The 25,839-nt window shown below is 71.8% G+C and carries 30 protein-coding genes; 5 read left to right on the forward strand and 25 right to left on the reverse strand.

From position 1 onward, the window contains the following. The first annotated feature begins 110 nt into the window (after positions 1–110). Entirely contained in the window at positions 111–1,109 is a 999-nt protein-coding gene (locus HP445_RS11565) for a LacI family DNA-binding transcriptional regulator (protein WP_239001389.1), read from the forward strand. Between the two features lie 168 nt (positions 1,110–1,277). Here the strand turns inward: HP445_RS11565 and HP445_RS11570 are convergent, their stop codons facing one another. From HP445_RS11570 to HP445_RS11610, 9 genes are all read right to left on the reverse strand, one after another. Continuing rightward, positions 1,278–2,963 carry an MDR family MFS transporter gene (locus tag HP445_RS11570; RefSeq protein WP_128780159.1) on the reverse strand — a complete coding sequence of 562 codons (1,686 nt, stop codon included), beginning with the start codon at positions 2,961–2,963 and terminating at the stop codon, positions 1,278–1,280. Then, positions 2,960–3,580 (reverse strand): TetR/AcrR family transcriptional regulator, encoded by a 621-nt coding sequence (locus HP445_RS11575; protein WP_241660378.1) that lies wholly within the window; start codon positions 3,578–3,580, stop codon positions 2,960–2,962. Before HP445_RS11575 ends, HP445_RS11570 begins: the two co-directional genes overlap by 4 nt. A 51-nt stretch (positions 3,581–3,631) precedes the next feature. Next, positions 3,632–4,114 (reverse strand): GNAT family N-acetyltransferase, encoded by a 483-nt coding sequence (locus HP445_RS11580; protein ID WP_241660379.1) that lies wholly within the window; start codon positions 4,112–4,114, stop codon positions 3,632–3,634. A gap of 74 nt (positions 4,115–4,188) precedes the next feature. Continuing rightward, positions 4,189–4,878, reverse strand: coding sequence for an HAD family hydrolase (locus HP445_RS11585; protein WP_128780160.1), 690 nt, complete (start codon positions 4,876–4,878; stop codon positions 4,189–4,191). A gap of 54 nt (positions 4,879–4,932) precedes the next feature. After that, positions 4,933–5,574, reverse strand: coding sequence for an MBL fold metallo-hydrolase (locus HP445_RS11590; protein WP_128780161.1), 642 nt, complete (start codon positions 5,572–5,574; stop codon positions 4,933–4,935). 58 nt (positions 5,575–5,632) lie between these two features. Then, on the reverse strand, positions 5,633–6,058 hold the full coding sequence (locus HP445_RS11595) for a MarR family winged helix-turn-helix transcriptional regulator (RefSeq protein ID WP_128780162.1): 426 nt from the start codon (positions 6,056–6,058) through the stop codon (positions 5,633–5,635). Positions 6,059–6,137: 79 nt separating this feature from the next. Then, complete coding sequence (locus tag HP445_RS11600) at positions 6,138–6,710, reverse strand: DUF3618 domain-containing protein (protein WP_027467152.1); 573 nt, start codon at positions 6,708–6,710, stop codon at positions 6,138–6,140. Continuing rightward, a complete protein-coding gene (locus HP445_RS11605; protein ID WP_051597109.1) occupies positions 6,707–7,150 on the reverse strand; it encodes a phage holin family protein in 444 nt (147 codons plus the stop codon). Before HP445_RS11605 ends, HP445_RS11600 begins: the two co-directional genes overlap by 4 nt. Beyond that, a complete protein-coding gene (locus HP445_RS11610) occupies positions 7,147–7,986 on the reverse strand; it encodes a hypothetical protein (protein ID WP_241660380.1) in 840 nt (279 codons plus the stop codon). The genes HP445_RS11605 and HP445_RS11610 overlap by 4 nt, the downstream gene beginning before the upstream one ends. Positions 7,987–8,132: 146 nt before the next feature. Between HP445_RS11610 and HP445_RS18670 the strand changes: the two genes are divergently transcribed. Then, entirely contained in the window at positions 8,133–8,891 is a 759-nt protein-coding gene (locus tag HP445_RS18670) for a glycosyltransferase family 2 protein (protein ID WP_241660381.1), read from the forward strand. Positions 8,892–9,002: 111 nt separating this feature from the next. Further along, positions 9,003–9,647, forward strand: coding sequence for a hypothetical protein (locus tag HP445_RS11620; RefSeq protein ID WP_128780165.1), 645 nt, complete (start codon positions 9,003–9,005; stop codon positions 9,645–9,647). A 9-nt stretch (positions 9,648–9,656) separates the two neighbouring features. Here the strand turns inward: HP445_RS11620 and HP445_RS11625 are convergent, their stop codons facing one another. Continuing rightward, the gene (locus HP445_RS11625) at positions 9,657–10,274 is read right to left on the reverse strand and encodes a helix-turn-helix domain-containing protein (RefSeq protein WP_111028625.1); all 618 of its coding nucleotides are present in this window, start codon (positions 10,272–10,274) and stop codon (positions 9,657–9,659) included. Positions 10,275–10,332: 58 nt separating this feature from the next. Here HP445_RS11625 and HP445_RS11630 point away from each other — a divergent pair, with 58 nt between their 5' ends. After that, positions 10,333–11,340, forward strand: a complete 1,008-nt coding sequence (locus HP445_RS11630; RefSeq protein ID WP_128780166.1) for an NAD(P)/FAD-dependent oxidoreductase — start codon at positions 10,333–10,335, stop codon at positions 11,338–11,340. A gap of 60 nt (positions 11,341–11,400) precedes the next feature. Here HP445_RS11630 and HP445_RS11635 read toward each other — a convergent pair whose 3' ends face one another. From HP445_RS11635 to HP445_RS18960, 15 genes are all read right to left on the reverse strand, one after another. Beyond that, positions 11,401–12,066: a pentapeptide repeat-containing protein gene (locus HP445_RS11635; RefSeq protein WP_128780167.1), complete on the reverse strand. Its 666-nt coding sequence runs from the start codon at positions 12,064–12,066 to the stop codon at positions 11,401–11,403. A gap of 34 nt (positions 12,067–12,100) precedes the next feature. Next, positions 12,101–12,511: a DUF6314 family protein gene (locus HP445_RS11640; protein WP_128780168.1), complete on the reverse strand. Its 411-nt coding sequence runs from the start codon at positions 12,509–12,511 to the stop codon at positions 12,101–12,103. 9 nt (positions 12,512–12,520) lie between these two features. Then, positions 12,521–12,775: a hypothetical protein gene (locus HP445_RS11645; RefSeq protein ID WP_128780169.1), complete on the reverse strand. Its 255-nt coding sequence runs from the start codon at positions 12,773–12,775 to the stop codon at positions 12,521–12,523. After that, entirely contained in the window at positions 12,772–13,128 is a 357-nt protein-coding gene (locus tag HP445_RS11650; protein WP_128780170.1) for an SHOCT domain-containing protein, read from the reverse strand. The genes HP445_RS11645 and HP445_RS11650 overlap by 4 nt, the downstream gene beginning before the upstream one ends. A 248-nt stretch (positions 13,129–13,376) precedes the next feature. Continuing rightward, a complete protein-coding gene (locus tag HP445_RS11655) occupies positions 13,377–14,462 on the reverse strand; it encodes an NAD-dependent epimerase/dehydratase family protein (RefSeq protein WP_128780171.1) in 1,086 nt (361 codons plus the stop codon). Continuing rightward, entirely contained in the window at positions 14,462–15,655 is a 1,194-nt protein-coding gene (locus tag HP445_RS11660; protein ID WP_071404842.1) for a zinc-dependent alcohol dehydrogenase, read from the reverse strand. The genes HP445_RS11655 and HP445_RS11660 overlap by 1 nt, the downstream gene beginning before the upstream one ends. 144 nt (positions 15,656–15,799) lie before the next feature. Then, positions 15,800–16,699 (reverse strand): aminoglycoside phosphotransferase family protein, encoded by a 900-nt coding sequence (locus HP445_RS11665; protein ID WP_128780172.1) that lies wholly within the window; start codon positions 16,697–16,699, stop codon positions 15,800–15,802. A 98-nt stretch (positions 16,700–16,797) separates the two neighbouring features. Continuing rightward, positions 16,798–17,385, reverse strand: coding sequence for a TetR/AcrR family transcriptional regulator (locus HP445_RS11670; protein WP_051597141.1), 588 nt, complete (start codon positions 17,383–17,385; stop codon positions 16,798–16,800). Continuing rightward, entirely contained in the window at positions 17,375–18,895 is a 1,521-nt protein-coding gene (locus HP445_RS11675; protein ID WP_128780173.1) for an MFS transporter, read from the reverse strand. Before HP445_RS11675 ends, HP445_RS11670 begins: the two co-directional genes overlap by 11 nt. Positions 18,896–18,967: 72 nt before the next feature. Further along, positions 18,968–19,603 carry a DNA alkylation repair protein gene (locus HP445_RS11680; protein ID WP_164941144.1) on the reverse strand — a complete coding sequence of 212 codons (636 nt, stop codon included), beginning with the start codon at positions 19,601–19,603 and terminating at the stop codon, positions 18,968–18,970. Further along, complete coding sequence (locus HP445_RS11685; RefSeq protein ID WP_128780175.1) at positions 19,600–20,403, reverse strand: sulfite exporter TauE/SafE family protein; 804 nt, start codon at positions 20,401–20,403, stop codon at positions 19,600–19,602. Before HP445_RS11685 ends, HP445_RS11680 begins: the two co-directional genes overlap by 4 nt. 122 nt (positions 20,404–20,525) lie before the next feature. Beyond that, positions 20,526–21,623 (reverse strand): type I restriction endonuclease, encoded by a 1,098-nt coding sequence (locus HP445_RS11690; protein ID WP_128780176.1) that lies wholly within the window; start codon positions 21,621–21,623, stop codon positions 20,526–20,528. Positions 21,624–21,750: 127 nt separating this feature from the next. Further along, positions 21,751–22,149, reverse strand: a complete 399-nt coding sequence (locus HP445_RS11695) for a hypothetical protein (RefSeq protein WP_128780177.1) — start codon at positions 22,147–22,149, stop codon at positions 21,751–21,753. Continuing rightward, entirely contained in the window at positions 22,146–22,355 is a 210-nt protein-coding gene (locus HP445_RS11700) for a ribonuclease PH (protein ID WP_217499911.1), read from the reverse strand. The genes HP445_RS11695 and HP445_RS11700 overlap by 4 nt, the downstream gene beginning before the upstream one ends. A 239-nt stretch (positions 22,356–22,594) precedes the next feature. Beyond that, entirely contained in the window at positions 22,595–23,791 is a 1,197-nt protein-coding gene (locus tag HP445_RS18960; protein WP_111028636.1) for a peptidoglycan DD-metalloendopeptidase family protein, read from the reverse strand. Between the two features lie 159 nt (positions 23,792–23,950). On the opposite strand from HP445_RS18960, the gene HP445_RS11710 reads away from it, so the two are divergent. Further along, positions 23,951–25,831: a gamma-glutamyltransferase family protein gene (locus HP445_RS11710; RefSeq protein ID WP_128780178.1), complete on the forward strand. Its 1,881-nt coding sequence runs from the start codon at positions 23,951–23,953 to the stop codon at positions 25,829–25,831. Positions 25,832–25,839 lie beyond the last annotated feature (8 nt).

Below are 25,839 nucleotides of genomic sequence, written 5' to 3' on the forward strand. Positions count from 1 at the left end.
GATCCACGAGCCGGCAGAGCGCTGGCGACGTGGCGCGTCAAGCGTTTGACATCGAAACACGTCAAACGCTTGACGTCAAGTTCGACCGCCACGCTCGCTAGCATCGACGGGTGCCCTCCCCCGCAGTTCCGAGCCGTCGTGTGACCGCTGCGATGGTGGCCGAGCGTGCGGGCACGAGCATCGCCACGGTCTCCCTCGTCGTGAACGGCAAGGACCGCGGGCGGGTCTCCGCCCCCATCGCCGCACGGGTCCGCGACGCCGTGGACGACCTCGGCTACGTCGTCGACCACGCCGCCAGCTCGTTGGCCCGCGGCAGCGGCGACCTCGTCGTGTTCATCGCCCCCGACCTGTCGAACCCGTTCTTCGCCGAGGTCATCCGTGGCGTCCGCGACACCCTGGGCGACCGGTTCCAGCTCGTGCTCTCCGTCACCGAGCGGGGTGCACAGCCGGTCGCGGCCGACGTCCGGCGCTTCGAACGACTCCGGCCGGCCGGCATCCTGGTCGACGCCCCCGCTGCCGACGAGCCGATGTCGGCGAGCGTCCCCGTGGTGCTGCTCGACGCCCCCGGTGGGCCCGAGGCCGTCAACTACGACCTCTCCACCGGCGTGCACGACCTCGTCGCCCACCTGCACGACCAGGGGCACCGGCACGTGGGCTACCTCGACGGCACCTCGCGGGCGGCGACGTTCGGCGTGCGCCGCGAACTGTTCGAGCAGGCCTGCGCGGACGCCGGCATCACGGTCTCCGAGGTAACCGCCCGTGCCGACCTCACCGTGGAGGCCGCGGCCTCGGCCACCGAGCACGTCATCGAGGCCTGGCAGGACGACGACGTCACCGCCGTCGTCGCGGCAGCCGACACCCTGGCCTACGGAGTCCTGCGGGTCGCCGGCGCGCTCGGCATCGCCGTCCCCGGCGCACTCGCGGTCGCGGGCTTCGACGACCTGCCGTCCTCGTCGGTCACCGCGCCGGCCCTGACGAGCGTGGCGCTGCCCGGCGCCGACCTCGGTCGGGCTGCAGCACTGCGGCTCCTCGCGACGCTCGACGGCACGGCCGCCGAGCCCGCGGCCCTGCCGACGCGGCTCGTGCCGCGCGCGAGCACCGGCGCGTAGCGCCGGGTCACCGCGACCTCACGCGCTCAGCGACACCTCACGCGCGCTGGAACGCGTGAGGTGTCGCTCATCACGAAAGTCCGGCCGCGGCAGTGAACGCAACCGGGCGACGGACGGGAGGCCCGGTGTCAGCTGGCACCGCGCCTCCCGTCCGTCAGTCGGTCGTGTCTACCGGTCGGTGTCCCGCCCTGGTGCGGAACCCTCCGGAGCCGCCGCGTGCTCCGCACGCGCCGCGCGCTGCGCGCGCTCGAGCTCGTCGGCCTCCTCGCCGCCGACGGCCTCGCCACGGGCGACCATGCCGGCCGTGTCGGAGAGCGTGATCTGCGGCAGGAAGAGCGCGAGCAGGAACGCCACCGCGATGAACGGCAGCAGGTACCAGAACACCGGTGCGAGCGAGTCGGCGTAGGCGTTCACGACGCCGTCCTGCACCGCCGGCGGCAAGCCCGCGACGGTCGACGGGTCGATGCTGCCCGCCGACGACGCCGCATCGGTCGCCGACCCACCGGCACCGCGGAACACGTCGGTCAGCGACGTCGTGAGCCGCGCGGTGAAGAGCGCGCCGAAGACGGCGGTGCCGAGGGAGGCGCCGACCTCGCGGAAGTAGTTGTTCGTCGACGTGGCGGTCCCGACCTGCTCGGCGGGCACGGCGTTCTGCGCGACGAGGACGACCACCTGCATGATCAGGCCGAGCCCGGCACCGAAGACGAACAGGTACGCGCAGATCAGCCAGATCGGGGTGTCCGCCGCCAGCTGGGTCATCGCGAGCATCGCGATGGCCACCAGGACCGTGCCGACGATCGGGAACATCCGGTAGCGCCCGGTCTTGGTGATCAGGACACCCGAGGCGATCGAGGTGCCGATCAGGCCGGCCATCATCGGCAGCATCAGCAGGCCGGAGACCGCGGCCGAGGTGCCGGAGGCCATCTGCAGGAACGTCGGGACGAAGCCGATCGCGGCGAACATGCCGATGCCGAGCACCAGGCCGATGCCGGTGGCCAGCAGGAAGGTGCGGTTGCGGAAGAACGACAGCGGGAGCACGGGGTCCTGCGCGCGGGACTCGACGAACACCAGGAGTGCTGCCGAGACGGCGAGACCGGCGAACCAGGCCCAGGTCTCGGGAGCGTCCCAGCCGTGGTCCTTGCTGCCGCCGAACTCCGAGAAGAACACCAGGCACGTGGTCGCGGCGGACATGAACAGCACGCCGAGGACGTCGATGCGCTTCGTCGCCTTCTTGTTCGGCAGGGTCAGCGCGAACCACGCCACGAAGAACGCCGCGATGCCGACCGGGATGTTGATGTAGAACGCCCAGTTCCAGGTGAGGTGGTCCACGAAGAAGCCACCGAGCAGCGGGCCACCGATGGCGGACAGGCCGAAGATCGCACCGAGCGGGCCGAGGTACTTGCCGCGCTGCGAGGCCGGGACGATGTCCGCGATGATCGCCTGCGACAGGATCATCAGGCCACCGCCGCCGAGCCCCTGCATGGCGCGGAACGCCACGAGCTGCGTGAAGTCCGTGGCGAACGCGCACCCGGCCGACGCGATGGTGAACAGCGCGATGGCGATGAGGAACAGGTTGCGGCGACCGAGGACGTCGCCGAACTTGCCGTAGACGGGCATCACGATGGTCGAGGCGAGCAGGTACCCCGTCGTCAGCCAGGCCTGGTGCGCGACGCCACCGAGCTCGCCGACGATGGTCGGCATCGCGGTGGAGACGATGGTCTGGTCGAGGCTGGAGAGCAGCATCCCCGCGATCAGGGCGGAGAAGATGATCCAGATGCGACGCTGCGTCAGGAGCAGCGGGCCGTCGGAGCCTGGGCGGGCACGCTTGGTGGTGCCCGGCGCGGTGGCGCTCATGTGGTGTGTTCCCGTTCGGTCGTGGTGACCGCCCTGAGCAGGCGGAGGTTCTCGGTGAGCAGCGCGTCGAACGTCGGTCCGGTGGATTCGTCGAAGGCGTCGTCGAAGTACGTCTCCGCGGTCACCTTCAGCAGCGCGGCCGCGGCCTCGGTCACCAGGCGCGCCCGACGGTCGCCGGGGTCGTCCCACCCGAACCGACGGCGCACGGCCACGGTGACCCGGGCGAGCTGCACGTCGGTCGCCGACAGGAACCGCGCGACGAGCGCCGGCTCCCGCTCGAAGACCCGACGCATCATGGCCTCGTCGGCACGGACGAACCCGACCCGGCCGAACTGGTCGATCGCCAGCGCGACGATCGACCCGAGGGGGTCGAGCTCGCCGGGGACGATCCCGCCCGCGGCGTAGGCGTCGATCGCTTCGACGTCGGCGTTGAGCTCGATGCCGAGCACGGCGTCGTCCTTCGACCCGAAGTGGTTGAAGAACGTGCGGCGCGACACCCCGACGGTCTCGCAGAGCTGCTCGATCGTGAAGCCGTGCAGCCCGTGTTCGACCGTCGCCCGACGTGCCTCGACGATCATGCGTCGGCGCAGCGCGCGGGTGCGTTCGGTGGTGCTCACCGAGCAAGAATTGCACTCTCGTTTTGAAAGTGCAATCTGGATCGGGTCGAGTCAGAGCGTCTTCTCGAAGCAGAACGACCACGGCATCGTCGCGGCGTAGGGCTCGTAGACGTCGATCTGGTCCCAGCCGGTCTTGCGGTAGAGCGCCACGGCGTCGGGCTGCTTGTCGCCCGTCTGCAGGATGAGCCGCGGGGCGCCGAGTTCACGTCCGACGCGCTCGCACTCGTCGAGCAGTGCGGTGGCCGCACCCTTGCCACGCGCGGAGGCCAGCACGATGAGGCGCTTCAGTTCGACCTCGTCACCCAGGCGCCGGACGGCGATGTGACCGACCGGCTCGCCGGACTCGTCGAGAGCCAGGACCGACGTGACAACGGTCGACGGGTCGACGCTCAGCGCACGACCCCGCTCGGCAGTGACCGCCGGGTCCTCGCCGGCGTTCGCCGACCCGTAGCGCTCGTGCATCTCGTCGTCCATGCGGGCGCGGAGCACCACGCTGCGGGGGTCGTCCCAGGACACGCGTTCGATCGTGATCACGAACGTCGATCCTGGCACGGGCGACCGACGACGCGGAAACCGAGGCGCCCGTCGGGCGCGACCGGCGCCGCCCGTCAGCCGCGCTGGCCGAGTGCCGCGATCGGGCCCTTGCCGGCGCGGAACGCCGCGAGCACGGCCGCCGCGTCGTCGTACACCTCGGCCGCCCCGGCACCGCGGAGCTCGTCACCGCCGATGCCACCGGTCATCACCCCGACGCACTGGACCCCCACCTTGCCGGCGGACTCGACGTCCCACATGGCGTCCCCGACCATCACGGCGTCGTCGGCGGAAACCCCGGCCTTGTCGAGCGCGACCCGGATGATGCCGGGGTCCGGCTTCGCCTGCTCGACGTCCTCGGAGCTGGTCTCGGCGGTGACCCACTCGCCCGCGTCGAGCAGGTCGCGCAGGCGGGCGAGTTCGTGCTCGGGCGCACTGGTCGCCAGGACCACGGCGTGCCCGGCCTCGGCGACGGCCTGCAGGAGCTCGCGTGCACCCGGCAGCAGCCGGAGCCGCGGCATCTGCTCGGCGTAGTAGGCGGTGTGGAACTGCTTCGCGGTGTCGCGGGTCTCCTGGGACGCGTCCGGCAGCAGCGTCTCGAGCAGCTTCGCCGAGTCCATCCCGATCGCACGGTGGATCCGCCAGGCATCGACGGACTCCCCCGCCGCCAGGAACGCTCGCCACCACGCGTCGATGTGCGCGTAGTTCGAGTCGGCGAGGGTGCCGTCGATGTCGAAGAGGACTGCTGTCGTGGGTGCGTCGGCCATCCCTTCATGCTGCTCGGGAGGCCCGGATCGCCTCCCAGGGGCGACCTGCGTCCGTCAGACGGTGATCGTCTCCCCCGCCGGCAGGATCAGGACGGGCACCGGCCCGAGACCGTCCGGGCCGAGGAAGCGCGCGGCGGACTGCTGGCCGAGCTCGCTCAGCATCGCCTCGTGGATCTGCACGGCCCGCTCCGGCGCCACGGCGCGCACGTAGTCGACGGCCTGGGCGGTGTTCGTCCACGGGCCGCTCGTCGGCAGCAGCAGGGTCGGCACCGGGACGCCGGGCTCGAGGTACGCGTCGCCCGGGTGGAACACCGCGCCGTCCACCAGGTAGCCGACGTTCGCGGTCGACGGGATGTCGGGGTGGATGACGGCGTGCTGCTCGCCGAAGACCCGGACGGAGAACGGTCCGACGGTGATCGTGTCGCCGGCGCGCACCGCTCGGACCCGACCGTGGTGTTCGCCGAGCTGCTCCACGACGGTCTCCGGACCGCGGACGACGAGGTCCGGGTTCGCGGCGAGTCCCGCGCGCAGGGCGTCGATGTCGAAGTGGTCGGGGTGGTCGTGCGTGACGAGGACGCCCGCGGCGCCGCGGACGAGGTCGACGGCCTCGGGTGTGAACACCCCGGGATCGATGACGAGGGTGACGCCGTCCTGCTCGAGGACGACGGTGGCGTGGTTGTACTTCGTCAACTCCATGCGCACAACTGTACAGCCGTGTTGTACTTCTGCGATCGCCCAGGAGGTGAGGAGTCGTTCAGTCAGCCCGGCGCGCGACCCGTTCGAACAGCTCGGGCAGACGGCGCAGCAGCGCACGCTCCTCGGCGTCGGTCTCCTCGCGGATCGCGTCGGCCAGCCAGTCGGTGCGGGCGTCCATGTCGCGCTGCAGGGCGGCCCGGCCGGCGTCCGTGATCCGGATCACCGACGCTCGACGGTCGGTGTCCGACGCCGTCCGGTCGACGTAGCCGAGGTCGGCCAGCTCGCCCACCGTGCGGGACTGCCCCTGGTGCTTCACGCCGCGGCGGCGCGCGAGTTCCGCGATCGTCATCGGGCCCTCGCGGTGCAGGAACCCGAGGGTGGTGGTGTGCGTCGCCGGCAGCGCGTCCGCCTCGCGTCGTGCGGCACGCACGACCCGGCCGATGGACTGTCGGAGCTCCGCAGCGAGCTCGTCGATCGGGTCCATGCCCGGAACGCTACCGCGTGACGGACTGGAGGCCCGTGGCGATGTCGCCACGGGCCTCCAGTCCGTCATCGGGTTCCGTTCAGCTGCTGCGGACGTCGTCCGCCGCGCCCTGCGCGTTGTCCTTGACGTCGGACGCGGCCCCCTGCGCCTCGCCCTTGACCGCCTGCGCGGCGTCCTGCGCGGTCCCCTTGAGGTCCTGCGCGTGCTCCTTCGCCACGTCGCCGAGCTGCGAGCCGACGTCCTTCGCCTGCTCCTTGACCTCGTCGACGAGCGGTGCAGCCTTGTCCTTCAGCTCACCGGCGAGCTCTTCTTCCTTCTCGGTGGTCGGCAGGAGCGACGACACGAGCCAACCGGCACCGAACGCGATGAGGCCGACGGCCAGGGGGTTGCCCTTCGCCTTCTCGACGCCCTTCTGCGCGACGTCCTTCGCCTGGCCGGTCGCGCCCGAGGCGGAACCGGAGGCGCTCGAGCGGGCCGACTGGGCCGCGCCCATCACGGACTCACGGACGTCCTGGAACCGGCCCTTCACCTTCTCGCTCTGGCGGTGGGCGATGGACGACGGGCTGACCTTGTCGGCGAGGGCGTCGACGTCGGAGCCGAGTTCGCCGCGGGTGCGCTCGATGTCGGCGCGGATCTCGTCTGGGGTGCTCATGGCTTCCTCCCGGTGTTGGGCTTGAGTGTCTCGGGGACTTCCTTGGCGGTCTCGACCGTCTGCGGGGCGCCCTTGATCTCCTTGATCTCCTTGCGCCCGCGGACGGCCAGGATCGCGGCGACGATCGCGTAGACGACCGCGATGATCAGGGCGGACCAGGCGTTGCCGATCAGGTAACCGAGGCCCCACCACGCGGCGATCGACAGGAACAGCAGGGCGAACACGGCGGTGAGTCCGGCGCCGCCGAACATCCCGCCCGCCTTGCCGGCCTTCTTCGCGGAGTCGGTCAGCTCGGCCTTCGCGAGGGCGACCTCCTGCCGGAACAGGCTGGAGAGGTCACGCGACACGTCGGACAGCAGCTCACCGAGCGGTGTGGTCGCAGCGCGCTCCTCGGGCGTCGGTTCGCCCAGGGGTGTCGCGCCGGGGACGGACTGGCTCATACGCCACTCCCCGATCCGGTGGTGCCGTCGCCGGCCTCCTTCTCGTGCTTGACCTCGGTCGCGAGTGCCTTGGTCAGGCGTCCCGCGAGCAGGCCAGCGCCCGCGGCGATCGCGATGAAGGTGCCGGGGCGCTTCGCGGCGAAGGTCTTCACCTCGTCGAGCAGCGAGCCCGGGTCGCGGTTCTCGAGGAACCCGGCGGCCGAGGTCGCGCGGCCCGACAGGTCGCGGACGACCTTCGAGGCGACGCCCTGCTCGTCGTCGTTCTCGGCCATGCGACCGAGCTGCTCGCCGAGGGAGCGGAGTCCGCCGGCAGCGCGCTGCTGCTGCTCGCCGGCCTGCTGCTTGAGGTTCTCGGACGCCTGGCCGTAGAGCTGCTTGGCGTGGTCGGTCGCCTCGGAGGCGACCTTCGACGCCTGCTCCTTGGCGGTGCCCGCGACGTTCGCGGCCTGCTCCTTGGCGTCGCCGGCGACGTCCTGCGCGGCACCCTTGGCCGCGTCGGCCTTGCCGGAGCCGCTGCCCGAGTCACTGCCGGAGCCGCTGGCGCTGCCGGTGCTGCCGGAGCCGCTGGCGCTGCCGGCGGATGCCGCGGACGGGACGGCGGGGAGCTGCTCGTCGGCCGGGACGGCGTCGAGGGGCGCGTCGAACGGCACCTCGGCGGCGCTGTCGCCGTACGGGTCGTAGGTCTGCGGCGCACCGGGGTCGGTGGGTCGCGCGGCGGGGGTACCGCTGGCGTACGACGGCACGGTCACGCCGGGGGCGACCTCGTGGCCCTCGGAGGCTGCGGTGCGGTCGTGGATGGGGGTCCCGGAGTCGTTCCCGGGTGGGTTCGTGGTCATGGTCGGCCTTCCGGTTGTCGTCGTCCCCGGCGTGCACCGGGGGCGTTTCGCAACGAACTTGCGCCGTGCCCTCTTGGTCCGGTCCCAGGATCACCGGGAAACGCGGTCCGGCAATCCGCACAGGCGACAGCCGGTTGGATCGACGGGTGCTCCGTGTCTCGGTCGTGATCCCCGTGCGGGACGACGCCGTGCACCTGCGGCGGTGCCTCGCCGCACTCGCGACCCAGACCCGGCCCGCCGACGAGGTCGTCGTGGTCGACAACGGCAGCACCGACGACAGCGCGGCGATCGCCCGGGACGCCGGCGCGGTCGTGCTCACGGAGCCGGTGCGCGGGATCGCCCGGGCCTCGGCGCGCGGCTACGACCGTTCGTCCGGCGACGTCGTCGTGCGGCTCGACGCCGACTCCGTCCCACCGCCGTCGTGGATCGCCGACGCGGTCCGGTTGTTGGCCGACCCCGAGGTCGTCGCGGTCACCGGTCCGGGCCGGCCCCGGAACGGTGGCGCCGTGGTGCGCCGACTGTGGAACGCCGTGTACATGGGCCCGTACTTCGTCCTGATGTGGAGCGCGCTCGGGCGTCCGCCGCTGTTCGGGTCCGCCATGGCGATGCGCCGGTCGACCTGGGCCGCGGTCGGTGGGCGAGCGCACCGCGACGACGCCGAGGTGCACGACGACGTCGACCTGAGCATGCAGCTCGACCCGGCCTGGCGGGTGGTGGCCGACCCCGTGCTCACGGTGCAGGTGTCCGCGCGACCGTTGGCGGGCCTCCCGTCCGTCTGGGTGCGGACGCGACGCGCCTTCCACACGTTCCGCGTGAACGGCCGGCGGGCCAACCCGGTGCGCCGGTGGGCGCGACGGCTGCGATCGCAGTCGCGGTCGCGGCGGTGGTGGTGGCGCAGCCGCTGACCGACGGGGTCGGGGGACAACGAATCGGTGACGGTCCCAGCCACCTCGGCCCTCGGTCGGTACGTTCGTGAGCGACGGTCACGACCTGACGCGACCGGACGAAGGGGAACCATGCGCCACACGATCACGCTCGCTGCCCTGGTGGCTGCGGGCCTCGCCCTGACCGGCTGTGCCCAGGCCGGACCGGCCGGACCCGCGAGCGACACCGCGACCACCGCAGCCGACCCGACGACGGCACCGAGCCCGACCGACACCACGACCGCTCCGAGCCCCACCGGCACCGGGGCCCCGAGCGACGACACCGCCACCGTCCCGGCCAGCTGCACCGACCTGATCACCCCTGGCAAGTGGGACAAGGCGTTCGCATCGGCACCGCTCAACGACCCGTCGGTCGTCGGCGACCCGATCGCGATCCCGAAGAGCTCGTTCACCCCGGCGCTGCAGGGCGACGGCAAGCGCCTGTACTGCGTGTGGCGGGAGCCGCAGGCCGACATCTCATACCTGTCCATCGCGGTCGACGCCGTCGACCCGACCGCAGCCCGCGACGCGCTCGAGCAGCTCTCGGCGAAGGGCTACGACTGCGGCGACGAGTCCGACGGGTACCTGTGCCAGAAGGTCTCGAAGAACTCGCAGTACCCGGTCACGGACGGCGACACGTACTTCACGCGGGGTGACCTCGGCATCCACATCCAGCAGTCGAACATCGAGACGACCAATCTGCTCGACGACGTCGTGGCGAACGTCTTCACGGACTGACGCAGCGGGTCACCGGGCGGGTCGAGACCGCACGTGCGCCCGCTCACCCTGCGGCCCGTACAGGCACAGCACCTCGGTGACGGAGTCGGTCACGTTGCCCATCCAGTGCGGAGTGTGGGTGTCGAACTCGGCGACCTCACCGGGTCCGAGGTCGAGGTCGTGCTCCCCCAGCACCAGTCGGAGCCGTCCGGACAGCACGTAGAGCCACTCGTAGCCCTCGTGCGTCTTGAGCGACGGCTCCCCACCCGGGGTGTTCGGCGGGAACAGCTGCTTGAACGAGCGCACCCCGCCGGTCCGCTTCGTCAGCGGCACCACGACGCGGCCGCCGTGCACCTCGGGCTTCATGTGCACGCGCGGGTCGCCGGTCTGCGGTGCGCCGACCAGGTCGTCGAGGGGCACCTGGTACGCCCGCGCGAGGGGCAGCAGCAGTTCCAGCGTGGGCTTCCGCTGGCCGGACTCGAGCCGCGACAGGGTGCTCACCGAGACCCCCGTCTGCTCGGACAGGGCGGCGAGCGTGACGTCGCGGTGGGCACGCAGCGCGCGCAGGCGGGGGCCGACCCCGTCGACGACCTCGGCGGTCGTGCGCGGGGCGGTCGCGTCCTGGCTGCCGTGTCCCATGGCGGACATGTTGCCACAGCGGCAAACTTCGTTGCTGTTCACGCTCGATCCGCCGCATGATCAGCGCATGCCTGCACACTTCGACGTCATCGTCATCGGCGGCTCGGCCGCCGGCCTCTCCGCCGCCCTCATCCTCGGCCGCTCGCGGCGCTCGGTGCTCGTCGTCGACTCCGGCGAGCCCCGCAACGCCCCGGCGGCCGGCGCGCACAACTACCTCGGCCACGAGGGCGTCCCGCCCGCCGAGCTGCTCCGCATCGGTCGCGACGAGGTCGCCGCCTACGGCGTCCAGGTCACGGCCGGGAGGATCGTGGCCACGTCCGCCACGACCGGTGACGGTCACGACCCGGTCGGCTTCTCGGTCACGCTGGACTCGGGCGAAGTCGTCACGGCGCGCAGACTGGTCGTCGCCTCCGGCGCCGTGGACGTCCTGCCGGAGGTCCCGGGCCTGGCCGAGCAGTGGGGGCGCGGGGTCGTGCACTGCCCGTTCTGCCACGGGTGGGAGATCCGCGGCCAGCGGATCGGGGTCCTCGTCACGACGCCGAACGGCGCACACCACGCGCTCATGTTCCGGGCGCTGAGCGATCGGGTGATCGTGTTCCTGACCGAGCCGGCCCTGATGGACGACACCGCCCTGGCCGGTCTGGCGGCCCGTGGCATCTCGGTCATCGAGGGCCCCGTCGCCGCCGTGGTCTCCGAGGGTGACCGGCTGACCGGGGTCCGGCTCGGTGACGGGTCGTTCGTCGAGCTCGATGCCCTGACCACGGCGAGCCGGCCCGAGGCGCGGGTGGCGTTCCTGTCCGGGCTCGGCCTCGCCGCCACCGACCAGTTCATGGGCGACCACCGGTTCGCGACGGCGCTGACCGTGGACGCCGCCGGGCAGACCGCCGTGCGCGGGGTCTACGCGGCCGGCAACGTGACGGCTCCGATGGCGACGGTCATCGCGTCGGCGGCTGCCGGCACCCAGACGGGTGCGGCGGTGCACGGCGACCTGGTGCAGGCCGACCTGGCGGTGGCGCTGGCGGGGGCGGGCGCGGGCGTCGGCGTCGGCGCTGGCTCGGCCGATGTTTCGCGCTGAGCGACAGTTCGCGGGGCCAGGCGGGCGTGGAGTGTCGGTGAGCGCGAAACCCGGGCTCGGTCAGTCGACGCGGTAGCCAGCCTGTGCAGCCAGCAGCGGCGCGAGCGTGTACAGCTGGTCGGCGCCGATCGTGGCCCCGCGGAACCCCTCGAGCCGCTCGACCCGATCGAGGTCCGCTGCGCGCAGGTCCACGTGGTCGATGCGGGTGTTCGACCCCTCGGCAGCGCGGATGCTGCTGCCGTCGAACGACACCCGCAGCAGCTTCGCGTCGGCGATGTCGAGCTCGTCGATGACGCAGTCGCGGAACACCACGTCGGTGATCGTCGAGCCGCGCAGGTTCACGAACCCGAACTTCATGCCGACGAACTCCACGCCGTTCAGCCCGGAGTCGTACAGCTCCGCCGAGCCGACGCGCCCGCCGGAGACCCGGACCTCGCGCCACGTGCTGCTCGATGCCCGCAGGATCGGGGCGTCGAGCGAGTCGATGATCGAGTCACGGACCCGGAGCCCACGGAAGTCCGCGTCGTCGCCCCGGAACGTGTCGATGACGCACTCCTCGATCTCCAGGTCGGGCAGTCGCTCGCCGGCCAGGTCGAGGACGTGGATGCGCTTGCCCTCGATGCGGTCACCCGTCAGGACGTCACCGGGTGCTGGCGCCCAGTCCTCGAGGTTCGTCGGTTCGGTCAGGGTGATGCGCGGGGCGTCGGTGCCGGAGGAGCGTGCCATGACCCCAGTCTGGCGGTGACCGCCGACCCGCGGGTCACGACCCGGGTCGGGTGAGGACGCTGTCCAGCCGGTAGTCCTTCGCCGGTCCGCGCGCTTCCCACCGCACCGTCCAGCGGTCTTCGTCGCCGTCGAAGGCACCCGTGTAGTCGTCCGGGGCGCAGGCGTGGGCGACGCTCGTGCCCCAGACCCAATCGTGGAACACCCGACCGTCGGAGAAGTGCACGGTCCAGCCGCCGGTACTCGTCCGCCGCAGGGCCAGGGTCCGTGACACCGGGGTCGTCCGGCCGTCGAAAGTCATCACGCCCGACTCGTCCCAGCGCACCTCGCCGTCACCGACCCGGGTCAGGGTGGTGGTCCCGGTGACGATCCCCGTGGCACCGGCGCGGTGGTCGCGCACGGAGCGGTGCAGGTCCCACACCCCGAGCAGGTCCATCGGCAGCAGCACCCGACCAGGCTAACCGCGCAGGGCCTCGGCCCGCGCGGCTCGGCGCTCGTCGTCGGTGATGACCCCGCGGGCGTGCAGCTCGTCGAGTTCGAGGAGCCGCTGTTCCGGCGAGCTCCGGCGGGCACTGTGCGGGCGCCGACTGCGGACGACCGCGACGCACACGGCGACGATGACCGCGATGACGATGAGCGCCATGAGCAGGGTCCAGACGAGGTCGTAGACCGGCGGGATCAGGGGGTTGTGCACTTCTTCGGAGGCCGTCATCGTCCGCGCAGCGCTTCGGCTCGGGCGCTGCGGTGCTCCTCGTCGGAGATCACGCCGCGGGCGTGCAGGTCGTCGAGTTCGGCGAGCCGCTGTTCGAGTGGCTTGTCCGGTGCGAACGTGCGGCTCTGCATCGCCTGGTACGCGATGTCCTCCTGCATGGTGAGCGGGTTCTGACCACGGTCGGCCATCCGCTTGCCCCGGTAGAGCGACAGGATGACGATCGTCAGGGTCGTGAGGATCGCCAACGCGGCGACGACCCCGAACGCGATGCCGAGCCAGCCGTCGAACAGGTCGGGCATCCCCGACTCCCCCGGACCCTCGAGCTCACTGAACGCGGACCAACTGAGCACCATCGCGCTTCCCCTTCTCACAACGACGAGCGAAGCGTAGCGCGAGACGGCGAACACGAGCGGGCGTTCCTTCCCAGAACGCCCGCGATGGAATGTGGAAACGGGCGTACCTGGTCAGAAGTTCCGACCCGGTACGCCCGAGATCGCCCGGTACGCCCGATTCGACCAGGCAGCGCGAGCCCCACCCAGCGCAATCCCACCCAGCCCAGCCCAGCCCAGCCCACGCACCACCCCGGCCAAGCCCAGCCCGGTCAGCCGCGCAGCGGCCCCGACCCCGGAACGTTCGCACCGTCCGCGAAGCCGGCCACGAGTGCACGCAACGCTTCTTCGGAGGTGTGTCGGGCCTCCCATCCGAGCACCGACCGGGCACGGTCGGTCCGCATGATCGGCACGCCGGCCGCGATGTCGATCCACCCGGCGTCCGTCGGCTGCAACCGCAGCCGCCACGTCACCGTCACGATCCCGCGCAGCAACCGCAGCGGGATCCGGACGGCACCGAGCATGCCGAAGGCCCGGGCCAGTCTCGGCGGGTTGAGCACGGGCGAGGCCGCGATGTTGAACGCCCCCGCTGCCCGTCGGTCGACCGCTCGCCAGTAGGCGTCGGCGACGTCGTCGGCGTGCACGGCCTGGAACACGAACGGGTACGGCAGCGGCAGCACGAGCCAGCGGATCCACCGCACGATCGACATCGGCACGAGGTGTCCGAGGAACAGCCCCCGGATCTCGGCGGCGGCGTCCCGCTGGAAGATCAGTCCCGGGCGCAGCCGGGTGACGGTCACGGAGGGGTGGGCGGCCTCGAACGCGTCCATCGCGGCCTCGTTGGCGGCCTTGTGGATCGAGTACGTCGCCGTCGGGATCCCGTTTGTCGGCCAGCTCTCGTCCACGGGGGTGCGCTTGCCGTCGACGTCCACCCCGCGGTAGGCACCGACCGAGGACGCGACGACGACCTGGGGCACCTCGGCCTGCGCGACGGCAGCCAGGACGTTCGCCGTCCCGGTCACGTTCGTGCGGTGCTGCGCGGGGATGTCGTGCGTCGGCTGGAGCGCCCACGCCAGGTGGATGACGGCATCGGCGCCCTGGAACACGGCGGCGAGCTGGTCCACGGCGTCCGCGGCACCGACGTCCACGGCGTGCCAGACGGCGGCGGCGTACGGCTCGGCGCGCAGGTCCGGCAGCCGCCGGGCGACGCCGACGATCTGGACGCCGACGGCGTCACGCGCGACGTCACCGGCGGCGTGACGGCCGCTGTCACCGTCGCCGTCGGCGCGCACGGCCGCGAGCCGACGGAGCACCGCCGTCCCCACGTTGCCGGTCGCACCGACGACGACGATGCGCATCAGGCTGCGGCCATCGCGGGGTCGAGCACGACCTTGACGCAGTCGTCCTGCTTCTTCTGGAAGACCTCGTACATGTGCGGAGCATCCTCGAGCGAGACGCGGTGGGTGGTCAGGTCGAGCGTGCCGAGCGGGTCCGACGGGTCGGAGACGAGCGGCATGATGTCGTCGATCCAGCGCTTCACGTTGCACTGGCCCTCGCGGATGGTGATCTGCTTGTCGAACAGCGTCATCATCGGCATCGGGTCGGCCATGCCGCCGTAGACACCGCTCAGCGAGACGGTACCGCCGCGGCGGACCAGGTCGATGGCCGCGTGCACGGCCGCCAGGCGGTCGACGCCGGCGGTCTCGATCGCCTTCTGCGCGAGCTTGTCGGGCAGCAGGCCGGCGGCGCGCTGGGCGAAGCCCGCCATCGGGTTGCCGTGGGCCTCCATGCCGACGGCGTCGACGACCCCGTCGGGGCCACGGCCGTCGGTCAGGTCGACGAGCTCGGGCACCAGGTCCTTCGTCAGGTCGAACACCTCGGCGCCGTGCTTCGCCCCGAGGTCACGGCGGACCTGCTCGGGGTCGACGGCGAGCACGCGGTAGCCGAGGTGCTTGCCGATGCGGGCGGCGAACTGGCCGACCGGGCCGAGGCCGAGCACGGCGAGGGTGCCGCCCTCGGGCACCTGGGCGTACTGCACGGCCTGCCACGCGGTCGGCAGGATGTCGCTCAGGAACAGCCAGCGGTCATCTGGGGTGCCGTCGTCCGGCACGACGATGGGGCCGTAGTCGGCGTGCGGCACGCGCAGGTACTCCGCCTGGCCACCGGGGACCTGGCCGTACATCTTCGTGTAGCCGAACAGCGAGGCGCCGGTGCCGTACTCGGTCACCTGGGTGGTCTCGCACTGCGACTGCAGGCCGTGCTGGCACATCCAGCAGTGGCCGCAGGAGATGTTGAAGGGGATGACGACCCGGTCGCCGACCTTCAGGTTCGTGACGCCGGATCCGACCTCTTCCACGATGCCCATCGGCTCGTGGCCGAGGACGTCGCCGCGGTCGATGTACGGGCCGAGCACGCGGTACAGGTGCAGGTCGGAGCCGCAGATCGCCGTGGAGGTGATCCGCACGATCGCGTCGGTCGGCTCCTGGATGGTCGGGTCGGGGACGGTCTCGACGGACACCTTCTCGGTGCCCTGGTAGGTCAGTGCGCGCACGTTGCGTTCCTCTCGTGGTCGCTTCGAGCCTGCCTGGAGGCACGACTCGCGTTCCCCTCCTCGGTACGCGCCCGCCCCGTGGACGCTCCCAGTCCCGCGTCCCCTCGCGCACGTCGGCGCGGGTGGGCAGCGGTGGTCGCGACCTCAGGCGAGGACGGCTGCGAGGGCCCGCTCGTGCTCGTCGCGACCGCCCGGTCCGGCACTGCCGGCGAGCATGATGAGCGCCTTCCACAGCGCCCATCCCCGGGCGCGCGCCCACGTGTCGTCGTCCAGGTCGACGGCCCGCCGGAACACCCGTCGCGCCGGGCCGTCCAGCATCGTCCACGCGAGCACGAGGTCGCACGCCGGGTCCCCCACGCCGCACGTGCCGAAGTCAATCACCGCGCACAGCCGCCCGGTGTCGTCGACGAGCAGGTTGCCGGGGGCGACGTCGCCGTGGAACCAGACGGCCGGCCCGTCCCAGCGGCTGGCGAGGGCCTCGGCCCAGACCCGTTCGCAGGCGCCGCGGTCGACGACGGTGCCGTCGGTCCCACCCCTGCCGCCGCCGAGCGTGTCGAGCGCCGTCCGCACCTCGGCGTCGTACACGGACGGGTGCTCGCCGCGGTGGAACGAGTGCGCGCCGGCGGTGGGGCCGCCCGTCGCCGGGACGCTCCGGAGCTGCCGGAGCACGGCACCGACCCCGGCCGCGAAGCGCTCGTGGTCGAGGTCGTCGACCTGCACGGCGGGCACCCCGTCGAGCCACCGCCGCACCGACCACGGGAACGGGTACCCCTGGCCCGGTTCCCCGAGCGCCACGGGCTCCGGGACGGCGACGTCCAGCCGTCGGGCGAGGTACGGCAGGACGTCCTGCTCCTTCTCGACCGCGGGCACGTAGCCGGCCGCGCTCGGCATTCGCACCGACAAGGCGTCCCCGAGCCGGTAGGTGCGGTTGTCCCAGCCCTGGTGGTCGACCTCGCGCACGGGCAGGTCGGCCCAGTCGGGGAACTGCTCCGCGACGAGTCGTTCGACGAGTCCGGCGTCGATCCGGGGCACCTCGGTGTGCATGCCCGCAGCCTAGGCGTCGGACCGGGCCAGCGGTGGGGCCGGTGCGCGCGGGCGGCCAGCGGCGGGGCGGACTCGCACCGGGCCTCCCGGCCGTCGCCTCAGGCGGGTTCTGCCAGGGCGAGCAAGGCGTCGCGCGCGACCGCGAGCTCCCGCTCGTCCAGGTAGGGCGGCATGCCGACCGCGGCCGCGAGGCCCTCGGCCGCGTGCCGGACCACCAGTGCGCGGTCCTCGGGCAGGCCGTCGCGTGCGAACAGCGTCCGCCAGTGCTCGGCGTCGGCGGCGACGGCCGCGGCGATCCCCGGGACGGCCATCAGACCGGGCCAGTGCGACGACGGTGCGAACAGGTCCATCGCCTGCTCGCTGCCGCCGCAGAGCGTCCGGACGTAGGCGCGCAGGACCTTGCCCGGTCGGTTCTCGGCGAGGTCCACGTGCTGCATGACCTCGTCCGTGAACGCGGCCAACCCGTGCTCGACGACCGCGAGCAGGAGTTCGTCCTTCGACGGGAAGTGGTGCAGCAGCCCGCTCTTCGAGACGCCGGCTTCGGTCGCGATCTCGGCGACGCTCACCCGCGTACCGCGCTCGGCGAGCAATCGGCGTGCGGACTCGAGCACGGCCTGCCGCGTGCGCTCGCGGTCGCGGGAGCCGTCGGTGCCGGTGCCGGGGCCCGTGCTGCGGTCAGTGGTCATGCGGTCCATCCTGCCGGTTCGGGATGACCCGGAGCGCGACCACGGCGGCGACCGCGAGCAGCACCGCGGCGCAGACGGAGGCGAGTTGCATGCCACCGGTGAACGCTTCACGGGCGTGCTCGAGCACCGGCGACCCCGGTTGCAGTACCTGGCTCGCCGACGCCAACGACTCCCGTACCCGGTCCGCGACCCCCGAACCCAGGCTGTCGCCCGTGAGGTCGAGGTTCGACCGGTAGAACGCGGTCTGCAGCGACCCGAGCACCGCGATGCCGAGCGCGACGCCGAGCTCGTACCCGGTCTCCGAGATCGCCGAGGCGGCGCCCGCACGCTCCCGCGGAGCCGCGGCGACGACCGCGTCCGTCGCCAGCGTCATCGACACCCCGACGCCGAGGCCGACCACGGCGAGCGCGATGGCGATCCCCCAGTACGTCGGCAGCCCCTCGGCGAAGGCGAGTCCGGCCATGCCGACCGCGGCGACCGCCAGCCCGAGGCCGATGGAGCGACCGGGGCCGACGCGACGGGAGAGCAGGCCGATCACGGCGATGACCGCGATGGACGCCAGGGTGGCCGGCAGCTCCGCGGCTCCGGCGAGCAGCGGGGTGAACCCGCGCACCAGCTGCAGGTACTGCGAGAAGAAGAACAGCAGACCGCTCAGCGCGAAGACGGACAGCGAGTTCGCGACCACCGCACCGGAGAACGCCGGGATCCGGAACAGCTGCAGGTCGATGAGCGGCGTGGTCAGGCGTTTCTGCCGCCGGACGAACCACCAGCCCGACGCGAGCCCGAGCAACGCGGTCGCCGGCACCGTCCAGCCGAACCCGTGCCCGGCGACGTGCTTCACGGCGTAGACCAGCGGCACGATCGCGAGCACCGAGAGCACCGCGGAGAGCAGGTCGATCGGGGTCCGGGCGCCGCCGCGGGACTCCGGCAGCAGGAACGCCCCGGCGACGACGATCACCGCGATGACGGGGATGTTGATGAGGAACACCGATCCCCACCAGAAGTGTTCCAGCAGCGCCCCGCCGACGAGTGGTCCGGCCGCGGCACCACCGGTCGCGCCCGCGGACCACACCGCGATGGCGGTGGTGCGCTGCCGCGGGTCGCGGAAGATCGTGCGCACCAGCGACAGCGTCGAGGGCATCAGGGTGGCGCCGGCGACGCCGAGGAGTGCCCGTGCGGCGATGAGCAGCTCCGGGCTCGAGGCGAAGGCCGCAGCGGCCGATGCCAGTCCGAACGCGACGGAGCCGAGGAGCAGCAGGCGCTTCCGACCGATCCGATCGGCGACGTTGCCCATCGTGACGAGCAACCCGGCGAGTGCGAACGAGTAGACGTCGCCGATCCAGAGCACCTGGGTCGCGGTCGGGTCGAGGTCGGCGGTCAGGGACGGCACCGCCAGGGCCAGCACGGTGCCGTCGATCGCCAGGAGCACCACGGCCAGGGTGAGGACGCCGAGGGACGCCCACTCACGGACGGAGGCGCGGTGGGTCGGGGTGGTGCTGGTCGTGGTCATCGGTCGACCGTAACCGACCATTTGGTCGGTTGGGCAGACTGCACAGTCGGTTCACAGCACAGCGCCGCTCGGTCAGCCCCGCAGCCGGTCACGCTCCCCTGGCGGCAGGTGCTCGGTGGCCGTCCGGCGGGCGGCCGGGCTGAGGAACCGGCCGCTCTGCTCGAGGAATGCCACGAGTGCCGGCTCGGACGCCCGCTTCCCCGTCTCGCGCAGGACGAGACCGAGCGCCGACTGCACCGTCTCGCTGCGCTCCCGAACCAGGCGCCCGGCGATCCCGAGCGGCACCTCGGCGTCGCCCTGCTTCGCGAACGCCAGGGTCGCCACGACCGCGATCCGGCGGACCATCGCGACGTCGGACTTCGCCAGCGCGAACAAGGGGCCGGTCGAAGCGCCCAGCAACGGTGCGCCGACGAGTTCCTCGGCGGCCAGGTCGACGAGCGCCGGGTCCTCGAACCGCTCGGCCTTCGCCGCGGACAGGTACTCGTCGGTGAGCTCCGGGTCGGGGTGCGTCCGCATCGCCTGCACGAGCAGCAGGACGGCGACGAGCTTGGCACCGTCGTCCTCGCTCCAGAGCAGCGCCGAACGCTCGCCCCCGTCGAGGTCGTGGAACTGCCGCGCGACCCGGCGGGCCGCGGCGACGTCGCCGGTGGTGCGGGCGAACGCCGCCAGCACGGCCTCAGCGTCGCGGCCTGCCTGGAGGCCCGTCACGCGACCTCCCCCTCGCTCTCGTTGCTCTGTGGTGCCCTCCGACGTCCGCGGCTGAGCACGATGACCGCGACGACCACCAGGAACGCCGCGAACATCCAGGTGCCCACCTGCGGGTCCACCAGGCGCGCCAGCACGGCACCGCCCGGCGAGCACACGGCGGCGGTGACGCCGACCGTCAGCCCGACCCGCAGGTCGACCGCGTGACGCCGGAGGTTCGCGACCGTCCCGGACACCGACGTCGGCACCATCGTGAGCAGCGACGTGCCCTTCGCCAGCAGGTCGCCGGCACCGAGCACGACCTCGAGCCCCGGCACGATGACGACCCCGCCGCCGACGCCGACGAGCCCGGACAGCACACCCGACAGCAGCCCGAGCAGCAGCAGGACGATCGCCTCGACGACCCCGAAGTGCACCTCGCCACCGCGGGTCGGCACCGTGGTGAACAGCGACACGAGCACGACGGCGATGAACCCGACGAAGATCCAGGGCAGCGCGCGGAGTGGCAGGGCACGGAGCAGCCGGGCACCGATCGGGGCGCCGATGACGCTGCCGACCGCCAAGGTCAGGGCCGCGAGCCAGTGCACCTCGCCCTGCACGGCGTAGGTGACCGCACCGACGACGGCCGCGGGGGCGATCGCCACGAGCGAGGTGGCCGAGGCCCGACGCTGGTCCATGTGCGCGAAGGCCATGAGCGCGGGCACCACGATGACCCCTCCGCCGACGCCGAACAGCCCGGACAGGACCCCCGCCAGGACCCCGATCGCCACCAACACGAGCACCGTTCCACCGCGCTTCCTCATCCCGCTCAGGCTATCCGCGCCGCGGGCGCGCTCTCGCACCGTGCGAGGTGGCCCGCACTTGGAGTGCAGAAATGGTCGGGTGCCCGAAGGTGACCCGACCATTTCTGCTCACGAAGCGAACGTCAGCTCGCGAATCGTTGAGTAGCTTCCCGAATCGCTGCAGCGTGCAGGTAGATGTCGTCGAGGTTCTCGATCGGGTGCTTCGTCTCGATCTTGTGCTCGTCGAACAGCCCGAGGTACTTCTGCTTCTTGCCGTTGAACCACAGGCGCGCGATCGGCTTGCGGTTGTTGTCGTCGAGCAGGACGGCGAAGTACGACTTCTGGTCGCGGTGGGCGATGCGATCCGGCTTGACCTCGCTGCAGGCGATCGCCTTGACGATCTGGTAGCCCTCGAGTTCCTCGAGCGTGGTCTCGATTTCGGTGTCGCGATCGAGGTCGTCCTCAGCCACCGCCGCGCTCGTCATCGCCTCAGCCGGGGCTTCGGCGCCGACCGGAGCACTGTACGAAGCGCCGAGCGCCGTCTTCAACCGGTCGTTGACCTGCTCGTTCAAGAACTGCTTCGATGCCTTCGCGACCAGCGTCGTGAACTGGGTACGGGCCTCCTGGGTGAAGCGTCCGTCGTAGACGCGAGTCGTGAAGAGGCGCACGAAGTCCTCTTCCGGCTCACGGAACTGCGCAGCGATGGCTCGCTTGATGGACCCGACGTACTTCAGCTCCTCGGCGGCACTGATGACCGAGTCCAGGTCGAAGACGTCCTTGGTCAGCTTGCTGAGCTCCGGCAGCAACGTCTCGTCGATGTCGGCGAGATCGAGGACGAGGAAAGGACGGTCGTCCATCTTGTTCGGCGCATCGAGGTCCGTGTAGAAGTTGTAGACCTCGCCGTTCGTGAGCACCGCGATGCGGGCGTTCGTGACGGAGAAGTACCGGAACAGCTGCGACGCGTGCTCGATCTTCAGCGGCTCAGTCGACTTCTTGCACTCGATGAGGATCTGCACCTCGCCGTCGCGCATGATCGCGTAGTCGACCTTCTCGCCGCGCTTCACACCCACGTCCGCCGTGAACTCGGGCACGACCTCCAGCGGGTTGAACACGTCGTAGCCGAGGATCGTCGAGATGAACGGCATGACGAACGCGTTCTTCGTCGCTTCCTCGGTCTGGATGGCCTCGCGCTGGTTCTGTACCTTCGTCGCCAGCGCAGCGAGACGCTCTTCGAACTCCATCGTTTCTCCCCTGTGGTCGTTTGCAACGGTAGTTGACGACCCGTCATCAATCGACTGAATGTCCCTCCCCCGTTCGCGGGACCTCCGCCAACGTACTAGATGCGGAACATCAGGAGCGTCCGAGGAGTCAGGAGACGGTGAGCGCCGGCTCGCCCTCGTGCACGAGCTGGTGCACCCGCTGGTACGAGACACCGAGGACGACCGCGATGTCCCGCAGGGTGAGGCCGTCGTCCTTCAGCGAGACAGCGATCGCCCTGCGGAGCGAGAGCGCGCGGGCCTCCTTCACCTCAGCCTCGGCGCGCAGCGCGGTGGCCTCTTCGAGCGAGCGCGCCAGGGCTGGTTCGAGCTCGGCACGGATGACCACGGTGACGTCGTCCTGATCGACCTCGGCGACGAAGGCGATCGCTTCACGCTGGGCATCGGCAGCGAGGTCGAGCCGACGGACCTGCGAGATCGCGCCGGGGAACTGGTCGTTCTGCACGATCCACCAGTTGCCCTCGCGATGCGCACGTGACGTGTAGGTCATCGCCACCACCCCTTCCCGAGCTCCTGCTCGAACTGCTTGAAGAACGCCCGAGCGGTGCCGTCAGCGATCTCGGAGTGCCGTCCGACGGTGCTCCGAGTCGACCCGACGACGATGCCGGTGTGGTTCGTGAGTTCCACTTCGCGGTACTCGAGGCCGGCCGCTCGTGCCGCGATCCTGATGCGCTTGAGCACGGCTTGACGTTTCACAGCCTATGTCTACTGCCCTTGATCCATCAAGGCAAGCAACATAGACAAGCCGGGATACCGTCCCCTCGCACCGTGCGAGGGGGCCCGCACTTGAAGTGCAGAAATGGTCGGGTGCCCGAAGGTGACCCGACCATTTCTGCTCACGAAGCGAACGCCGACCCCCGCGCCCGCCCCGCGCGACCCCGTCCGAACCCCGCGCCCGCCCCGCGCGACCCCGTCCGAACCCCGCGCCCCCCGCCTCAGCGGAAGTGCATGTTCTTCAGCGGGTCGACGAGGGTGCCGTTCCGCCGCGTCTCGACGTGCACGTGCGGCCCCGTGGACTGCCCGGTGTTGCCGGACTTCGCGATCTCGGTGCCGAGCTTCACGATCTGCCCCTGCTTCACCTCGATCTTGCTGAGGTGCGCGACCAGCACCGCCGTCATGCCGTACGTGACGACGATGTAGTTGCCGTAGGCCGCGTCGTTCGCGATGGTCTTGGTGACCGTCCCCGTCCCGGAGCCGTACACGGCCGTCCCCACCGGCACAGGGGCGTCTGTGCCCTGGTGGTAGCGCGGTACGTGCCCGGCGCCGCGGTCGTCGCCGTACCTGCCGGTGATCTTCGTGCCGTTGACGGGCCAGGCCAGGCCGGTGACCGGTCGGCTCGACCAGACCCGGGTGTCCTTCGCGCCGTAGAGCACGACGTTGCCGTCGACCTGGACGAGCAGGTTGCCGGACCCGGCGGTGCTGGTGCGTGAGCTCCAGAGCGCGACCTTCTTGCGCGAGGCGTCACGGGTCCAGATGACGAAGTTGCCCTTGGCCTGCAGCTCGGCCCAGGCGCCCGGGTGTCCGCCGGTGCGCGACTGCCAGACGACGCGGCCGCTGACCTTCTGCACCAGGTTGCCGTCGGTGCGCATGTTGAGGATGCGCGTGTTCGAGGTGTCGGATCGCAGCACGGTGCCGCCCAGGATGGTGTTCCCCGACGGGACCCGGTCCTGGTAGCCGTTCCAGCTCACGACGACGGTCTTGCCGGCGAGCAGCGCCATCGTGCCGTCGGCGCGCACCTTCAGCGCGGTCGAGTTCACGGTGCCGGCCGAGGCCCAGCGGGCCACACGCTTGCCGTTCTTCGTGATGTCGAGGGCGCGGTTCTTGCCGACCACGGCGATCGCGCCGGAGTTGCCGGCGGTGTTCGACGCCCACAGCACGCGGTTGCCGATGCCGTACTCGACCAGGTTGCCGTCGCCCTGCATGATGAGCTTGAACTGGCCGTTCGGCGACGTGACCTGGTCGCCGGGCAGGATCTTGGTGCCGGCCGGGGCCGAGCCGACCCAGACCGCAGAGGCCGCTGCCGGTTCGGCTGTCGCCACGAGCGCCCCCGCCGCCAGGGCCAGTGCCGTCACGGCGCCGGCGATGCGTGGGAGTCGGCGCGCACGTGCGACGGTCGACGGAGTGGTGGTCATGGATCCCCTGCCCTGGAACCGACCGTGCGAGCGCGCGGTCGTTCGGCGCTCGCCCTGCACGAGTCGCCGAACGATGTTCGCTTTTCTGCGCGGGGTGCACAACCCCTTGGACGGGGGGTGTACAGCGCGGAGCCGATCGCCGCGGGACAGGATGGGACCATGTCGACGCCGAACCCCGCCTTCGTCCCGCCCGCTGCGCAGACCACCCGTCCGGACCTGCAGGGCACGTTCGGGATGGCGGCCTCGACGCACTGGATCGCGACGGCGACCGCCCAGTCGGTGCTCGAGCGCGGCGGCAACGCCTTCGACGCCGCCGTCGCCGGGGCCTTCGTCCTGCAGGTCGTGGAGCCCCACCTGAACGGCCCCGGGGGCGACCTGACGGCGGTCTTCGCGACCGCCGCGAACCCCGTGCCGACGGTGCTGGTCGGTCAGGGTCCCGCACCCGAGGGCGCGACCTCGGAGCACTACCGCGCCGAGGGCCTCGACCTGGTCCCCGGCTCCGGCGCGCTGGCCGCGACCGTCCCCGGCGCCGTCGACGCCTGGCTGCTCCTGCTCCGCGACCACGGCACCTGGGATCTGGCCGACGTCCTCGCCCCCGCGATCGGGTACGCCCGCGACGGCCACCCGGTCGCACCTGCGGTGGTCCGGACGATCACCGCCGTGCGCGGCCTGTTCGAGCAGCACTGGCCCACCTCCGCCACGCAGTGGCTGCCGGGAGGCACGGTGCCGGTCCCCGGGGACCTGGTGCGCAACGAGGCACTCGCCGCAGTGCTCGACCGGCTGGTCGAGGCGGGTGCCGGCGCCGGCAGCCGGACCGGCCGCATCGATGCGGCCCGGTCCGAGTGGGCGGAGGGGTACGTCGCCGAGGCGATCGACCGGTTCGTCCGCGAACCGCACCGGCACGCGTCGGGCACCGACCACGCCGGGGTCATCCGGGCCTCCGACCTGGCGGCGTTCCGGGCGTCGTACGAACCCGCGACGACCGCCGAGTTCCGCGGCTGCACGATCGCCAAGACCGGACCGTGGGGCCAGGGTCCGGCGCTCCTCCAGACGCTGCGGCTGCTCGAACCGCTCGACGACGCCCTGCTCGACCCGTCGACCGAGCTCGGCGCGCACACGATCGTCGAGGCGCAGAAGCTCGCCCTCGCCGACCGCGAGGCGTTCTACGGCGACGGCGAGGTCCCGATGGACGTCCTGCTCTCCGACGCGTACGCCGACGAGCGTCGCGCACTGATCGGCGAGCGGGCCTCGGCGGAGCTCCGCCCCGGCACGATTGCGGGGGTCGAGCACGCACTGCCGCCGGTCCGGACGTCGTACGACTCCGCGGGTTCGGTCGGGGTGGGCGAACCGACCGTGCAGGTCGCCCGCGCGGCCGAAGCCGACGCCGAGGTCCCGCCGGCCGCTCCGCTGGAGGACCGCGGCGAGCCGTTCGTCACCCCCGACGGCGAGACCCGTGGCGACACGTGCCACATCGACGTCGTGGACCGCTGGGGCAACATCGTCAGCGCGACGCCTTCCGGCGGGTGGCTGCAGTCGTCGCCGACGATCCCCGAGCTCGGGTTCTGCCTCGGCACCCGCCTGCAGATGACGTGGCTCGAACCGGACACCGCGTCGACCCTGCGGCCCGGCGAGCGCCCCCGCACCACGCTGACCCCGACCGTGGTGCTCCGCGACGGGCAGCCCGTCGCCGCGCTCGGCTCCCCCGGTGGTGACCAGCAGGACCAGTGGCAGCTGCTGTTCCTGCTGCGCTGGATCGTCGGCGGCTACTCCCCGCAGCAGGCCATCGACGCACCGGCGCTGCACACCACGTCGTTCCCGGGGTCGTTCTGGCCGCGCACGTGGGAGCCCGCGGGCCTGGTCGTCGAGGACCGCCTGGGCGACGGGGTCATCGGGGCACTCGAGGCCCGCGGACACGTCGTGACCCGCGGCGGTGACTGGAGCCTGGGCCGGCTGTCGTGCGTCACCCGTGACCCGGACACCGGGATCCTCGGCGCTGCCGCGAACCCCCGCGGCGCGCAGGGGTACGCCGCGGGACGCTAGAGCGTCGG

Origin of the sequence: Curtobacterium flaccumfaciens (assembly GCF_013359815.1) — a bacterium.
Lineage (GTDB): Bacteria > Actinomycetota > Actinomycetes > Actinomycetales > Microbacteriaceae > Curtobacterium > Curtobacterium flaccumfaciens.